The sequence below is a fragment of the Pseudomonas sp. G2-4 genome, assembly GCF_030064125.1.
Taxonomy (GTDB): Bacteria; Pseudomonadota; Gammaproteobacteria; order Pseudomonadales; family Pseudomonadaceae; genus Aquipseudomonas.
Genome location: NZ_CP125957.1, coordinates 307,481 through 322,692, shown reverse-complemented (window position 1 = coordinate 322,692; position 15,212 = coordinate 307,481). Strand labels below are relative to the sequence as shown.

At 59.9% G+C, this 15,212-nt stretch carries 15 protein-coding genes; 9 read left to right on the top strand and 6 right to left on the bottom strand.

What is annotated here, in order from left to right; all coding sequences use genetic code 11:
- Nucleotides 1–158 precede the first annotated feature (158 nt).
- The gene (locus QNH97_RS01480) at nucleotides 159–596 is read left to right on the top strand and encodes a YkgJ family cysteine cluster protein (RefSeq protein WP_283555276.1); all 438 of its coding nucleotides are present in this window, start codon (nucleotides 159–161) and stop codon (nucleotides 594–596) included.
- Nucleotides 597–821: 225 nt separating this feature from the next.
- Here the strand turns inward: QNH97_RS01480 and typA are convergent, their stop codons facing one another.
- Nucleotides 822–2,642, bottom strand: coding sequence for a translational GTPase TypA (typA, locus tag QNH97_RS01475; RefSeq protein ID WP_283555275.1), 1,821 nt, complete (start codon nucleotides 2,640–2,642; stop codon nucleotides 822–824).
- Nucleotides 2,643–2,780: 138 nt separating this feature from the next.
- Nucleotides 2,781–4,235 carry a tRNA uracil 4-sulfurtransferase ThiI gene (gene thiI / locus QNH97_RS01470; RefSeq protein WP_283555274.1) on the bottom strand — a complete coding sequence of 485 codons (1,455 nt, stop codon included), beginning with the start codon at nucleotides 4,233–4,235 and terminating at the stop codon, nucleotides 2,781–2,783.
- A 328-nt stretch (nucleotides 4,236–4,563) separates the two neighbouring features.
- Between thiI and glnA the strand changes: the two genes are divergently transcribed.
- The 6 genes from glnA (at nucleotide 4,564) to ntrC (ending at nucleotide 10,753) form a co-directional block, all read left to right on the top strand.
- Nucleotides 4,564–5,970 (top strand): type I glutamate--ammonia ligase, encoded by a 1,407-nt coding sequence (glnA, locus tag QNH97_RS01465; RefSeq protein ID WP_186638815.1) that lies wholly within the window; start codon nucleotides 4,564–4,566, stop codon nucleotides 5,968–5,970.
- Between the two features lie 120 nt (nucleotides 5,971–6,090).
- The gene (locus QNH97_RS01460) at nucleotides 6,091–6,648 is read left to right on the top strand and encodes a chorismate mutase (RefSeq protein ID WP_283555273.1); all 558 of its coding nucleotides are present in this window, start codon (nucleotides 6,091–6,093) and stop codon (nucleotides 6,646–6,648) included.
- Between the two features lie 219 nt (nucleotides 6,649–6,867).
- A complete protein-coding gene (locus tag QNH97_RS01455; RefSeq protein WP_283555272.1) occupies nucleotides 6,868–7,386 on the top strand; it encodes a DUF4124 domain-containing protein in 519 nt (172 codons plus the stop codon).
- Nucleotides 7,383–8,003 carry a DUF4124 domain-containing protein gene (locus QNH97_RS01450; protein ID WP_283555271.1) on the top strand — a complete coding sequence of 207 codons (621 nt, stop codon included), beginning with the start codon at nucleotides 7,383–7,385 and terminating at the stop codon, nucleotides 8,001–8,003. Before QNH97_RS01455 ends, QNH97_RS01450 begins: the two co-directional genes overlap by 4 nt.
- A gap of 231 nt (nucleotides 8,004–8,234) precedes the next feature.
- Entirely contained in the window at nucleotides 8,235–9,320 is a 1,086-nt protein-coding gene (glnL, locus tag QNH97_RS01445) for a nitrogen regulation protein NR(II) (protein WP_256229453.1), read from the top strand.
- Nucleotides 9,317–10,753, top strand: coding sequence for a nitrogen regulation protein NR(I) (gene ntrC, locus QNH97_RS01440; RefSeq protein WP_123414924.1), 1,437 nt, complete (start codon nucleotides 9,317–9,319; stop codon nucleotides 10,751–10,753). The genes glnL and ntrC overlap by 4 nt, the downstream gene beginning before the upstream one ends.
- A gap of 495 nt (nucleotides 10,754–11,248) precedes the next feature.
- Here the strand turns inward: ntrC and QNH97_RS01435 are convergent, their stop codons facing one another.
- Nucleotides 11,249–11,689, bottom strand: coding sequence for a hypothetical protein (locus QNH97_RS01435; protein WP_283555270.1), 441 nt, complete (start codon nucleotides 11,687–11,689; stop codon nucleotides 11,249–11,251).
- Here QNH97_RS01435 and trmL point away from each other — a divergent pair.
- The gene (gene trmL, locus QNH97_RS01430) at nucleotides 11,688–12,143 is read left to right on the top strand and encodes a tRNA (uridine(34)/cytosine(34)/5-carboxymethylaminomethyluridine(34)-2'-O)-methyltransferase TrmL (protein ID WP_283555269.1); all 456 of its coding nucleotides are present in this window, start codon (nucleotides 11,688–11,690) and stop codon (nucleotides 12,141–12,143) included. The genes QNH97_RS01435 and trmL overlap by 2 nt on opposite strands.
- Before the next feature lie 159 nt (nucleotides 12,144–12,302).
- On the opposite strand, the gene secB is transcribed toward trmL, so the two are convergent.
- Genes secB through QNH97_RS01415 form a run of 3 tightly spaced genes read right to left on the bottom strand, consistent with a single transcriptional unit; the run spans nucleotide 12,303 to nucleotide 13,495 of the window.
- Nucleotides 12,303–12,785, bottom strand: a complete 483-nt coding sequence (secB, locus tag QNH97_RS01425) for a protein-export chaperone SecB (RefSeq protein ID WP_283555268.1) — start codon at nucleotides 12,783–12,785, stop codon at nucleotides 12,303–12,305.
- A gap of 40 nt (nucleotides 12,786–12,825) precedes the next feature.
- Nucleotides 12,826–13,080 carry a glutaredoxin 3 gene (grxC, locus tag QNH97_RS01420; RefSeq protein ID WP_283555267.1) on the bottom strand — a complete coding sequence of 85 codons (255 nt, stop codon included), beginning with the start codon at nucleotides 13,078–13,080 and terminating at the stop codon, nucleotides 12,826–12,828.
- 1 nt (nucleotide 13,081) lies between these two features.
- The gene (locus QNH97_RS01415) at nucleotides 13,082–13,495 is read right to left on the bottom strand and encodes a rhodanese-like domain-containing protein (RefSeq protein WP_283555266.1); all 414 of its coding nucleotides are present in this window, start codon (nucleotides 13,493–13,495) and stop codon (nucleotides 13,082–13,084) included.
- Nucleotides 13,496–13,647: 152 nt separating this feature from the next.
- Here QNH97_RS01415 and gpmI point away from each other — a divergent pair, with 152 nt between their 5' ends.
- Entirely contained in the window at nucleotides 13,648–15,177 is a 1,530-nt protein-coding gene (gpmI, locus tag QNH97_RS01410) for a 2,3-bisphosphoglycerate-independent phosphoglycerate mutase (RefSeq protein ID WP_283555265.1), read from the top strand.
- Nucleotides 15,178–15,212: the final 35 nt, after the last annotated feature.

The window sequence follows — 15,212 nt, the reverse complement described above, 5'->3', positions numbered from 1 at the left end:
AATCGTCGCCAGAGAATTGCCGGATGGGCAAATGAATGCAGGGGGCGTGCCGGTCCTTGAGGGTTTTAGCGCAGATGAAAAAAAACCGGCAGATGGTCGTTCAAAATTTCACCAGTCCCGGTATGATCGCGCGCCCTGATGCATGCCGGTAAACCTTGATGATGAAGCCCAACCTGATCGCCGCCGCGGAGATCGACCGACTCGATACCTGGGCCAAGTACTCCGCCCCGATGTGCGGTTCCTGCGTATCGAGCTGCTGCACGCTGCCGGTGGAGGCCAAGATCAAGGACCTGATCCGGATCGGCATCGTCGATGAGTTCGAACTGGGCGACCCGCCAAAAAACATCGCCAAGCGCCTGCAAAAGGAAGGGATCGTCGAGCGCTATAACCAAAAGTCGGAAATCTTCACGCTCCAGCGCATGAGCAACAACGATTGCCTTTATCTGGACCGCAAGAGCCGGCTGTGCACCATTTATGAGAAGCGCCCGGACACCTGCCGCAACCATCCGCGGATTGGGCCGCGGCCAGGGTACTGCGCCTACAAGCCCAAGGAAGTGGAGCGTGAGCGGAGTCCGCGGACGTTGGATAAATTCTGATCGACTGCTGGTTCAGCGGCGCCTGAGCCGGCCTCATCGCGAGCAAGCTCGCTCCCACAGTTGATTTTCAGCGGATACAGATTTTGTGTCCGACGTATATCCACTGTGGGAGCGAGCCTGCTCGCGAAGGGGCCCTGACAAGCACCGCACAAACCCCAGGCACAAAAAAACGCCCCTGATCTCACAATCAGGGGCGTTTTTTTTAGCCGCTAACTAAGTCTGGACTCAGTTACTGTTTTTCTTGGCAGCGCGGGTACGCTCGCTTTCGCCCAGGATCTTCTTGCGAAGACGGATGGACTTAGGAGTGACTTCGCACAATTCGTCTTCTTGAACGAATTCCAGAGCTTGCTCCAGGGTGAAACGGATAGGCGGAACCAAAGCGATGGTTTCGTCTTTACCCGAGGCACGCATGTTGTCGAGCTTCTTGCCTTTGGTCGGGTTGACGCCCAGGTCGTTGTCGCGGCTGTTGATGCCGACGATTTGACCTTCGTACACGTCTTCGCCGTGACCCAGGAACAGTTTGCCGCGAGCTTGCAGGGTTTCCAGCGAGTAAGTCAGAGCCTTACCGGTGGCTACCGAAACCAGCACGCCGTTCTGACGGCCGGACATGTCGCCCGACTTCATCACGTCGTAACGGTCGAAGATCGAGGTCAGGATGCCTGCACCGGAAGTCAGGGTCAGGAACTCGTTACGGAAACCGATCAAGCCACGAGCCGGGATGTTGTACTCAAGGCGCACACGGCCCTTGCCATCCGGAACCATGTTGGTCAGGTCACCTTTACGGATACCGATCTGTTCCATGATCGAACCTTGCGATTCTTCCGGCAGGTCGATAGTCACGTTTTCGTACGGTTCGTGCTTCACGCCGTCAACCATGCGGATGATCACTTCCGGACGACCAACACCCATTTCGAAGCCTTCGCGACGCATGGTTTCGATCAGTACCGAGAGGTGCAGCTCACCACGGCCGGAGACTTTGAACTTGTCGGCGGTGTCGCCTTCTTCAACGCGCAGAGCAACGTTGTAGAGCAGTTCTTTGTCCAGACGTTCCTTGATGTTACGGGACGTCACGAACTTGCCTTCTTTACCGCAGAAAGGCGAGTCGTTTACCTGGAAAGTCATGGAAACGGTTGGCTCGTCGACGGTCAACGGCTTCATCGCTTCGACGTTCAGTGGGTCGCACAGGGTGTCGGAGATGAACAGTTGATCGAAGCCGCTGATGCAGACGATGTCGCCGGCCGCTGCTTCTTCAACGTCGATACGGTGCAGGCCGTGGTGACCCATCAGCTTCAGGATACGACCGTTACGCTTCTTGCCGTCGGCGTCGATAGCGACAACCGGAGTGTTCGGCTTGATGCGGCCACGAGCGATGCGGCCGACGCCGATAACACCCAGGAAGCTGTTGTAGTCCAGTGCCGAGATTTGCATCTGGAACGGACCATCGCGGTCAACTTTAGGCGCCGGTACGTTGTCGACGATCGACTGGTACAGCGGGGTCATGTCTTCAGCCATGTCGGTGTGTTCCAGACCGGCAATACCGTTCAGGGCCGAGGCGTAGACGACTTTGAAGTCCAGCTGTTCTTCGGTGGCACCGAGGTTGTCGAACAGGTCGAAGATCTGGTCCAGAACCCAGTCCGGACGCGCGCCTGGACGGTCAACCTTGTTGATGACCACGATCGGACGCAGGCCGGCTTCGAAAGCCTTCTTGGTCACGAAGCGGGTCTGCGGCATAGGGCCGTCCTGGGCATCGACCAGCAGCAGCACGGAGTCGACCATCGACATCACGCGCTCTACTTCACCACCGAAGTCGGCGTGGCCCGGGGTGTCCACGATGTTGATGTGGTAGCCGTTCCAGTTGATGGCGGTGTTTTTCGCCAGGATGGTAATACCGCGCTCTTTCTCCTGGTCGTTGGAGTCCATCACGCGCTCGTCGTTGAGCTCGTTGCGCTCCAGGGTGCCGGATTGACGCAAGAGTTTGTCTACCAGGGTGGTCTTACCATGGTCAACGTGAGCAATGATGGCGATGTTGCGTAGATTTTCGATCACTTGTGTATCTCGATCAGAGGATTCGGTGTGCTGACAGGTCGTGGCAGCGATTTACGTTGAGTCCGACAAAGCCGTTACAGCTTGTCGGCGGCGTCGGGGGGCCGGTGACGCAGGCCACAGGCAAACAGCCCCGGGCACTTAGCTCGGTCGATAAACGCGCACATTGGCATGCCCCTCACTGAGCAAATGGTGGGCATGCAGGCGACTCATCACGCCTTTGTCGCAATACAGCAGGTACTGGCGAGTAGGGTCCAGTTCCTTGAAACGCGCGTTCACTGCATAGAACGGCATCGTTTTTACCTCGATGCCGGTGATGCTCAGCGGGTCGTCTTCAGCGTCGTCCGGATGACGGATGTCGATGATGATCTGACCGGCCAGCGCTTCGCCGACTTCTTCAATTTGGATGTCCTGGCCCAATTCATCGATTACCCGATCGATCGGCACCAGCCTGGCGTTCTCGAGCGCACGCTCGAGCACCGCCATGTCGAATTCTTTCTCTTCATGCTCCACGCGCCCGCGCTTGGCATGGGTCTTGGGGTTCACCGAGATGACCCCGCAGTACTCGGGCATGTGCTTGGCGAAATCGGCGGTGCCGATCTCGTTGGCCTGGTCGATGATGTCCTGCTTGTGGCTGGCGATCAGTGGACGCAAGACCAGCTTCTCGGTCACGCAGTCGATCACCGACAGGTTCGGCAACGTCTGGCTCGACACCTGGGAGATCGCCTCGCCGGTCACCAGCGCGTCGATTTGCAGGCGGTCGGCAATTCGTGAAGCGGCGCGCAACATCATACGCTTCAAAATGACGCCCATATGACTGTTATCGACTTTGCCGAGAATCTCGCCCAGGACTTCTTCGAACGGCACACTCACAAATAACACGCGTTGGGAGCTGCCGTACTTCTTCCAGATGAAGTGCGCCACTTCCATCACGCCCAGTTCATGGGCGCGCCCACCGAGGTTGAAGAAGCAGAAATGGCTCATCAATCCGCGACGCATGATCTGGTAGGCAGCCACCGTGGAGTCGAAGCCGCCGGACATCAGCACCAGGGTCTGCTCCAGCGAACCCAGCGGATAACCGCCGATGCTGTTGTGCTGGCTGTGGATCACGAACAGCCGCTGGTCGCGAATTTCGATGCGCACTTCGATCTGCGGGTCTTTCAACGAAATACCGGCGGCACCGCACTGCTGGCGCAACTGGCTACCGACGTACTTCTCCACGTCCATCGAACTGAACAGGTGCTTGCCGGCACGCTTGCAGCGCACCGAAAAAATCTTGCCGGCCAGGGCGTCGCCATAATGAAGCTTGCACTTGGCCAGGATGTCGTCGAAATCCCCCAGCGGGTATTCATCGACCTGGAGAAAGTGCGCGATGCCCGGCATGCAGCTCAGGCGCTCGGTGATTTCCTTCAGGATCTTCGGCTCGCTGACGCGGGTTTCCAGTTCGAGGTTGTCCCACACGCCGTTCACCACCACGACCGGGTCCAGATCACGGAGCACGGTACGGATGTTTTTGGCCAACTGGCGGATGAAACGCATCCGTACCGGGCGGCTCTTGATGGTGATCTCGGGGAAGACTTTTACGATTAGTTTCATGAAAACAGCGCGCGAACGGCCAGCCGAAAAAGGGGGGCGCGGATTATAGCGGAAATTGCTCAAGGTTTAACCAGTTAATGTGCAGATGGTTTTGCGTGCACCAAAACGGATCATTGTCGATGAGTGGCGCCACATTGCAGTGCGTTATTGTCTGACAATCTTTGATTAAGCCCTTCAAAAGCGTGGATTTGGTGCAAAAAACCTATGCTGGGGCACTGGCATGCAAATTGCTCCCTTGTGAGGCAGGTTGCCTTGGCAGAGTATTCGCGCCGGCATCACCCATATCTAAGGGCACTCCACTACCCGCCCGAAGCCACCCGGAGGACATATGTCGAAGTCGGTTCAACTCATCAAAGATCATGACGTCAAGTGGATTGATCTGCGCTTCACTGACACCAAAGGTACTCAACATCACGTGACCATGCCGGCCCGTGATGCGCTGGACGACGAATTCTTTGAAATCGGGAAAATGTTCGACGGCTCCTCCATCTCTGGCTGGAAAGGCATCGAAGCCTCCGACATGATCCTGATGCCGGACGACGAAACCGCCGTCCTGGACCCGTTCACCGAAGAGCCGACCCTGATCCTGGTCTGCGACATCATCGAACCGTCCACCATGCAAGGCTATGACCGCGACCCACGCGCCATCGCCCACCGCGCCGAGGAATACCTGAAGTCCACCGGTATCGGCGATACCGCTTTCTTCGGTCCTGAGCCTGAGTTCTTCATCTTCGACTCGGTCAAATTCAAGTCCGACATCTCCGGTTCGATGTTCAAGATCTTCTCCGAGCAAGGCTCCTGGATGTCCGACCAGGACGTGGAAGGCGGCAACAAGGGCCACCGTCCAGGCGTCAAAGGCGGGTACTTCCCGGTTCCTCCGTTCGATTTCGACCACGAAATCCGTACCTCCATGTGCAACGCACTGGAAGAAATGGGCCAGACCGTCGAAGTTCACCACCACGAAGTGGCAACTGCCGGCCAGAACGAAATCGGCGTGAAATTCAACACGCTGGTCAAGAAGGCTGACGAAGTCCAGACCCTGAAGTACTGCGTACACAACGTTGCCGATGCATACGGTCGTACCGCGACCTTCATGCCTAAGCCTCTGTACGGCGATAACGGTTCGGGCATGCACGTTCACATGTCGATCTCCAAAGACGGCAAGAACACCTTCGCTGGCGAAGGCTATGCCGGCCTGTCGGACACCGCCCTGTACTTCATCGGCGGTATCATCAAGCACGGTAAGGCCCTGAACGGCTTCACCAACCCGTCGACCAACTCCTACAAGCGTCTGGTACCAGGCTTCGAAGCACCGGTCATGCTGGCCTACTCGGCTCGCAACCGTTCCGCTTCGATCCGTATTCCTTACGTGAACAGCCCGAAAGCCCGCCGTATCGAAGCGCGCTTCCCGGATCCGGCTGCCAACCCGTACCTGGCCTTCGCTGCACTGATGATGGCCGGCCTGGACGGTATCCAGAACAAGATCCACCCTGGCGATGCCGCTGACAAAAACCTGTATGACCTGCCGCCTGAAGAGGCCAAGGAAATCCCACAGGTTTGCGGCAGCCTGAAAGAAGCCCTGGAAGAGCTGGACAAGGGCCGTGCGTTCCTGACCAAGGGCGGCGTATTCAGCGATGACTTCATCGACGCTTACATCGCACTGAAAAGCGAAGAAGAAATCAAGGTTCGCACCTTCGTACACCCACTGGAATACGAGCTGTACTACAGCTGCTGATCCGGTAGCGCCGCAACACGCGGCGTGAATAAAGAGAGGCCTCCTTCGGGAGGCCTTTTTTATGGGTGCGGGTTGCGTGCATGATGGCTCGTTGCTCCTCCCTAGAAGACGAGACTGCCCATGACTTTGCGCTTCAAACTTGGCCTTGCCCTCTCTGCCGCGCTGTTGGCCACCGCCGCCGAAGCAACCCCTGCCCCCGACGCCCTTACCCCGTTGCTGAGTGCCATTGGCGAACGCCTGGCCATCGCCGATCAAGTGGCGCTGAGCAAATGGGACAGCCATAAACCGGTAGAAGACCGTCAGCGCGAGCGTGAAGTCATTGCCGCCGCCGTCGCCCAGGCGCCGGCCTACAAGCTGCCTGGCGAAACCGTGGAAGCGTTTTTCGCCGCCCAGATAGAAGCCAACAAACTGGTGCAATACATCAACTTGTCCGACTGGACCCTGGAAGGCAAGGCCCCGGACCTCCCCCGCCCGGACCTGGTGGGGCAGATTCGCCCGCAGCTCGACCGATTGCAAAAGCGCCTGCTGCAGCAACTGGCCGACTTCGCCCCCTACCGCACCGATCCGCAGTGCCCGCAATGGTTGGCCCAGGCTACCCATAGCAACAAGCAGCACCCGGTGCACCGGCTCGCCCTGATCCGGGCAACCGCAGAGCTGTGCATAACGCCAAAAGCCTGAGACCAACAACACTAATCCAGTGTGGGAGCGAGCTTGCTCGCGATGGGGCCAGTACAGCCGACACTTCTGTGACTGACACTCCGCTATCGCGAGCAAGCTCGCTGCCACACTGGGTCGGCGCCATCCCCAACTCTATAAAAGGTTGCGCGCAACAACTTGGGCCAATGGCCCTCCCTGACCTATGCTGCAAGCCAACACTTTTAGTTTTCGGTCGATTTTATGGGTCGTGGGTTTCCAGCATTGCTGTTGCTGCTGTTGGCGTTGCCTGCCGCGGCGCAGATCTATAAGTACACCGACGCCGATGGCAACACCGCCTATAGCAACCAGCCGCCCCAAGGCGTACCGGCCCAAACGGTGGAGTTGCCGCCGCTCAACAGCATCGAACGCCAGCCTCCAGCCAGCCCGGACGCGCCCACGACTCCCACGACCCAGGAAGAATCGCGCGATGCCTACGAAGTGCTGGAGTTGACGGACATTCCCACTGAAGAGGCCTTGCGCGCCAATAACGGCACGTTCACCGTTGGCGTTCGGGCGCAACCACGCCTGCAAAGTCCCCATCTGTTCCGGCTGCTGCTGGACGGTCAACCCTATGGCCAGTCGAGCAACGTGCCGCGCCTGCAATTGGTGAACATCGATCGGGGCGAGCACAGCCTGGCGGTGCAAGTCATCGACGGGGAACATCTCGTGCAACAGAGTGAAACCGTGACCTTCACCGTACAGCGAGTGCACCAGCCGTGATTCGCTGGCTGCTCGCCCTGAGCCTGTTGGTGACTGCGCTGCCGGGCATGGCGCAGGTCTATACCTACATCGATGCCCAAGGCAATCGCGTCTTCACCGATCAGCCGCGCCCCGGCAATGCGAAGAAAGTGCAACTGCCACCCGGCAACCGGATGCCGTCGCCCCCCTCAAGTACAGCCCCGGCGCCAGCGCCCAAAGCGCCACCCGAGCCGCTGTTCCATTACGAAATGCTCCGGCTATTGATCCCGGAGCCGGACGCCACGATACGCAGCACCGCAGGGGAGCTGATCGCCAGCGCCACCAGCGAACCCCCGCTGCAAAAAGGCCATCGCTATCGCCTGCTGCTCGACGGCCAACCCACGGGCGCACCAGGGCCGAGCCCGGTGTTTGCCTTGAGTAACATCGATCGGGGCACCCATCACCTGGCGGTGGAAATCCTCGACGAACAAGGCCGCGTCGTCGAACGCACTGCCAACCAGCCCTTCCACATGCAGCGCATGTCCCTGGCGCAGAAACGCCGCGTCAAACCCTGCATCACCGCCGATTACGGCCAGCGTCCCGAATGCCCCCTCGCCGACAAACCCGAAGAAAAAAGCAGCATCCTGCCGTTCTTCTAACGTCGCCCAAGCGAGCGCACTATATTGGTGCGCAAACTTGCACGGATACCCAGGCCTCATCCCATTTTGGTTCGAAAGTACCCGTAAAAACTGGCAGAACGCCACGCAAACGGGCGAATAAAGCCTTTTTGAGGCTCTAAACGCTTCTTTTCGGAGCCTTGGTTTGGTTTTTGCATTTTCATTGTACCGGCGCGTCATACACGTGCTTGCTACGCTCCAAAAGAGGTCCTGATGACCATAAGCGACGCACTACACCGCTTGCTACTCGACAACCTCACCACCGCGACCATCCTGCTTGATGCCGAACTGCGCCTCGAGTACATGAACCCGGCGGCGGAAATGCTCCTGGCCGTCAGCGGCCAGCGCAGCCATGGGCAGTTCATCAGCGAGTTGTTTACCGAATCCGCCGAGGCCCTCAATTCCTTGCGTCAAGCGGTGGAACAGGCTCATCCCTTCACCAAGCGTGAAGCGATGCTCACCGCCCTGACCGGCCAAACCCTGACCGTGGACTACGCGGTCACCCCGATCCTGAACAACGGCGCCACCCTGCTGCTGCTGGAAGTCCACCCCCGTGATCGCCTGCTGCGCATCACCAAGGAAGAGGCCCAGTTGTCCAAGCAGGAAACCAGCAAGATGTTGGTGCGCGGCCTGGCCCACGAGATCAAGAACCCCCTCGGCGGGATTCGCGGCGCCGCACAGTTGCTCGCCCGTGAACTGCCGGAAGAAAGCCTCAAGGACTACACCAACGTCATCATCGAGGAAGCCGACCGCTTGCGAAACCTGGTGGACCGCATGCTCGGCTCGAACAAACTGCCCTCCCTGGCGATGTGCAACGTCCATGAGGTGCTGGAGCGCGTCAGCAGCCTCGTGGAAGCTGAAAGCCAGGGCTGCATCACCTTGGTGCGCGACTACGACCCAAGCATTCCCGACGTCTTGATCGACCGCGAGCAAATGATCCAGGCTGTGCTGAACATTGTGCGCAACGCGATGCAGGCCATCAGCAGCCAAAACGAGCTGCGCCTGGGCCGCATCAGCCTGCGCACCCGCGCCATGCGCCAATTCACCATCGGCCACGTGCGTCATCGCCTGGTGACCAAGATCGAAATCATCGACAACGGCCCGGGCATTCCCACGGAGCTGCAGGAAACCATCTTCTTTCCCATGGTCAGCGGTCGCCCGGACGGTACCGGGCTCGGCCTGTCCATTACCCAGAACATCATCAGTCAGCATCAGGGCTTGATCGAGTGTGAGAGCCACCCCGGCCACACCACGTTCTCGATCTTCCTGCCACTGGAACAAGGAGCCACATCGACATGAGCCGTAGTGAAACCGTGTGGATCGTCGATGACGACCGTTCTATCCGTTGGGTCCTGGAAAAAGCCTTGCAACAGGAAGGCATGACCACCCAGAGCTTCGACAGCGCCGACGGGGTGATGAGTCGCCTGGCGCGTCAGCAACCGGACGTCATCATCTCCGACATCCGCATGCCCGGCGCCAGCGGCCTGGACCTGCTGGCCCGGATTCGCGAGCAGCATCCACGGCTGCCGGTGATCATCATGACCGCCCATTCGGACCTGGACAGCGCCGTGGCGTCCTACCAGGGCGGCGCCTTCGAATACCTGCCCAAGCCATTCGACGTCGATGAAGCGGTGTCGCTGGTCAAGCGCGCCAACCAGCATGCCCAGGAACAACAGGGCATGGAAGAGGTGCCGGCCTTGGCCCGCACCCCGGAAATCATCGGCGAAGCGCCGGCGATGCAGGAAGTGTTTCGCGCCATCGGGCGCTTGAGCCACTCCAACATCACCGTGCTGATCAACGGCGAGTCGGGCACCGGTAAAGAACTGGTCGCCCATGCGCTGCACCGCCACAGTCCACGGGCGGCATCACCGTTCATCGCACTGAACATGGCGGCAATTCCCAAGGACTTGATGGAATCCGAGCTGTTCGGCCACGAAAAAGGCGCGTTCACCGGTGCGGCCAACCTACGACGCGGGCGCTTCGAACAAGCGGACGGCGGCACACTGTTCCTCGATGAGATCGGCGACATGCCGGCCGACACCCAGACCCGCCTGCTGCGCGTGCTGGCCGACGGCGAGTTCTATCGAGTGGGTGGGCATACGCCGGTCAAGGTCGATGTGCGCATCATTGCAGCGACCCACCAGAACCTGGAAACCCTGGTTCACGCCGGCAAATTCCGTGAGGACTTGTTCCACCGCCTGAATGTGATCCGCATTCATATCCCGCGCATGGCCGACCGTCGCGAAGACATCCCGACCCTGGCCAGGCATTTCCTCAGCCGCGCGGCCCAGGAACTGGCGGTGGAGCCCAAGCTGCTCAAGAGCGAAACCGAGGAATACCTCAAGAACCTGCCGTGGCCCGGCAACGTGCGTCAGCTGGAGAACACCTGCCGCTGGATCACGGTGATGGCTTCGGGTCGTGAAGTGCACATCAGCGACCTACCCCCAGAACTGTTGAGCCTGCCGCAGGATTCGGCGCCCGTGACCAACTGGGAACAGGCACTGCGCCAATGGGCCGACCAGGCCCTGGCCCGGGGCCAGTCGAGCCTGCTGGACAGCGCCGTGCCGAGCTTCGAGCGGATCATGATCGAAACTGCCCTCAAACACACCGCCGGCCGCCGCCGCGACGCCGCCGTGCTGCTGGGCTGGGGCCGCAATACCTTGACTCGCAAGATCAAGGAGCTGGGGATGAAGGTCGATGGTGGGGATGATGATGACGGGGATGAGGGCTGATCGGTCTTTAGCCCTTCGCTGAATTTGAAGGCCCAATCGCGAGCAAGCTCGCTCCTACAAGGGAAACGCAATTCCTGTGGGAGCGAGCTTGCTCGCGATGCTTTTAAAGGCGCCATGCACCGCAGCAATGCACCGTGAACCGCAAGTGCGCACATCCGGCGAACCTGAAGCATTCGATCCAACCTGATAAATCCAGCCTGTATAAAAGCAAAAGCCCCGGAATACGGGGCTTTTTCATCACAAAAAGAGTTTTTGTGACAAATAGTTTAAAACTGGCACGCGCCCTGCAATAACCCTATCACTACCCAGTTTTGGGGACCTTGGTACAGGCAGGCCGGGGATTCCCCTCTTTTATACCGGGCTCATCGAGCCCACTGTTTTGGGGGCCTTGATACAGGCAGGTCAAGGTTTCCCTTCTTTACACCAGGGCTGCGCGCTAACCGCAGCCCTCCCGTTTTGGGAACCTTGGTACAGGCAGGCCGGGGATTCCCTCTTTTATTGCTCCTGGAGACGGACCTCCAGCCGCCAGCGGTCATCGACCTCGCTGCCGGTCCACTCCCCCCGCAGCGGACGCGCCGCCACCAACGTCAGCAACAAGCCCTTGTCACTCAAACGCACCCGCCAGTTCACGCCCTTGCCATTGAGCTTGAGTTGACCCTTCTGCGGTCGGCCTTCGGCGTCGAACAACAGGGCCACCGAGCCGTCGATGACTTCCCCATGCAACTTGGGCTCGTTGTTGAACCAGGCCACCAGCGCGCCGTCAGTCACCTCGATCTGTTGCAGCACGCTTGGGTCGGGCGTGGTCAGGCGGCCGATCATCAGCCCGACCATCATGCCGACGATCGCCAAAGAGCCCATCACCCGAGGCATAAGCTTCGAACGCCGATCAGTTTGCGGCGTAGAATGCCGCTCATCTTTATCTGCGGAGCCGTGCATGTTTCACGTCATCCTTTTTCAACCGGAAATTCCGCCGAATACCGGCAACGTCATCAGGCTGTGCGCCAACAGCGGCTGCCACCTGCATTTGATCGAACCGCTGGGCTTCGAGATGGACGACAAACGCCTGCGCCGCGCCGGCCTCGACTACCACGAGTATGCCACTTTGCAGCGTCACGCCGACCTCGCCAGCTGCCTGGAAAGCCTTGGACATCCGCGCTTGTTTGCCTTCACCACCAAGGGTTCGCGGCCGTTCCATGACGCCAGCTTCGTCGCGGGCGATGCGTTTGTGTTCGGCCCGGAAAGCCGTGGCCTGCCAGCCGAGGTGCTCGACTCTCTGCCCGCCGAACAACGCCTGCGCCTGCCGATGCGCGAAGGCTGCCGCAGCCTGAACCTGTCCAACACCGTGGCGGTGGCGGTTTATGAGGCGTGGCGGCAGAACGGTTTCGCCTGAGTCGGCGCCGCAAGCCAGAAACTCCTGTGGGAGCGAGCTTGCTCGCGATAGCGGTGGATCAGCCGACGTAAATGTTGACTGGTGCACCGCCATCGCGAGCAAGCTCGCTCCCACAGGTTTTGTGCCTGGCTGTCGGACGCTATGCCCGACGGTCGACGCTTACTGAACGGTCGCGCCGCCTTCTTGCTGCATGCGCTGCAGTTCTTGCGCGTACAGCGCATCGAAGTTCACCGGAGCCAGCATCAGGGCCGGGAACGAACCGCGGGTCACCAGGCTGTCCAGGGTTTCGCGGGCGTAAGGGAACAGGATGTTCGGGCAGAACGCGCCCAGGGTGTGGCTCATCGAAGCGGCATCCAGGTTCTTGATCAGGAAGATCCCGGCCTGCTGCACTTCGGCGATGAACGCCACTTCGTCACCGTTCTTCACGGTGACCGACAGGGTCAGTACCACTTCGTGGAAGTCGTCTTCCAGAGGTTTCTGGCGGGTGTTCAGGTCCAGGCCTACGCTCGGCTCCCACTGCTGGCGAAAGATCGCCGGGCTTTTCGGGGCCTCGAAGGACAGGTCACGGACATAAATGCGCTGCAAGGAGAATTGCGGTGCGGCTTCTTCTTCGCTGGCAGCTGTGTTCTGTTGGTCAGTCATCGCAGATCCTTCTTACTTTCAGGTTCTATTAATAGGAAATTCAGGCCTTGAGCATTGCGTCGAGTTTGCCGGCGCGCTCCAGGGCGAACAGATCATCGCAACCGCCCACATGGGTGCTGCCGATCCAGATCTGCGGCACGGACGTGCGTCCGGCCTTTTGGCTCATCTCGGCACGCAGTTGCGGCTTGCCGTCGACCTTGATCTCTTCGAAAGCCACACCTTTGTTCTGGAGCAGGAACTTGGCTCTGGAGCAGTAGGGGCAGTAGTCGCTGGAATAGACAACAACCTGGGTCATATCACTTCACCAGAGGCAGATTGTCGGCTTTCCAGCTCGAAACACCACCGGACAACTTGGCGGCGGTAAAGCCGGACTTCATCAACTCACGGGCAAGGGTACCCGCGTGCTGGCCTTGAGCGTCCACCAGAATCAGCGTCTTGGCCTTGTGTTTTTCCAGTTCGCCGATGCGCGCGATCAGTTTGTCCTGGGGAATGTTCACCGCCCCGACAATGTGACCAGCGGCGTAATCCTTGCTCGGGCGGATATCCACCACCACGCCGGCATCCTTGTTGACCAGCGCGGTCAGCTCGCCAGTGCTCAGGCTACGGCCGCCGCCCTGCATCGTATGGGCGACCAGCAACGCCAACAGTACGACGAAGATACCGACAAGAAGGTAGTGGTTAGTGGCAAATTCAATCAGGTGAGCAACCATCGAAGGAGGTTCCAGGGCGTTAAAATGTCGGCCAGTATACACAGCACGCAAGGCCGGCCAAACCCCGCCCGGCGGTGACGCCGTCGGAACTTACCTTTAAACTGCCCGTCCCTTTTCCATCGTCTTCTTTTAACCAGCCACGAGTGGATTCCATGACTACTACGCCTAAACCTTTGGTCCTGATGATTCTCGACGGCTTTGGTCACAGTGACAGCCACGAATCCAACGCCGTGTATGCGGCCAGGAAGCCTGTGCTGGACCGCCTGTGGGCCTCCGTGCCGAACGGCCTGATCTCTGGCAGCGGCATGGACGTCGGCCTGCCGGACGGGCAGATGGGCAACTCCGAAGTCGGCCATATGAACCTCGGCGCAGGTCGCGTGGTGTACCAGGACTTCACCCGCGTGACCAAATCGATCCGCGACGGCGAATTCTTCGAGAACCCAACCATCTGCGCCGCCGTGGACAAAGCCGTGGCCGCCGGCAAGGCCGTGCATTTCATGGGCCTGCTGTCCGACGGTGGCGTCCACAGCCACCAGGATCACCTGATCGCCATGGCCGAACTGGCCTTCAAGCGCGGCGCCGAGAAGATCTACCTGCACGCCTTCCTCGATGGCCGCGACACACCGCCGAAAAGCGCCACCTCGTCGATCGAACTGCTGGACGCCACCTTCCAGGCTCTCGGCAAGGGCCGCATCGCCAGCATCGTCGGCCGCTACTACGCCATGGACCGCGACAACCGTTGGGACCGCGTGGCCCAGGCCTACAACCTGATCGTCGACGGCAGCGCCGAGTTCAACGCGGCCACCGCCCAGGAAGGTCTGCAAGCGGCCTATGAGCGCGGCGAAAGCGACGAATTCGTCAAGGCCACCACCATCGGCGAGCCCGTGAAAGTCGAAGACGGCGACGCCGTGGTGTTCATGAATTTCCGTGCCGACCGCGCCCGCGAGCTGACCCGCGTGTTCGTCGAAGACGGTTTCAAGGAATTCGAACGCGCCCGCCAGCCGAAATTGGCCGGCTTCGTCATGCTGACCCAATACGCCGCCAGCATCCCCGCGCCGTCGGCCTTCGCCGCAGGCAGCCTGGAGAACGTGCTGGGCGACTACCTGGCGAAAAACGGCAAGACCCAACTGCGCATCGCTGAAACCGAAAAGTACGCCCACGTGACGTTCTTTTTCTCCGGCGGCCGCGAAGAGCCCTTCCCGGGCGAAGAACGCATCCTGATTCCCTCGCCGAAAGTCGCCACCTACGACCTGCAACCGGAAATGAGCGCACCGGAGGTGACCGACCGCATCGTCGACGCCATTGAGAACCAGCGCTACGACGTGATCGTGGTCAACTACGCCAACGGCGACATGGTGGGCCACAGCGGCGTGTTCGACGCGGCGGTCAAGGCTGTGGAATGCCTGGACACCTGCGTGGGCCGCATTGTCGAGGCCTTGGAGAAAGTCGGCGGCGAAGCGTTGATCACGGCCGACCATGGCAACGTCGAGCAGATGTCCGACGAATCCACCGGCCAGGCCCACACCGCCCACACCACCGAGCCGGTGCCGTTCATTTATGTCGGCAAGCGCGACTTCAAGGTCCGCGACGGCGGTGTACTGGCTGACGTGGCGCCGACCATGCTGATGTTGCTGGGGATGGAGAAGCCGGCGGAGATGACCGGGACTTCGATCCTGGTCTGATCGACCCAACCCTTGTGGGAGCGAGCCTGCTCGCG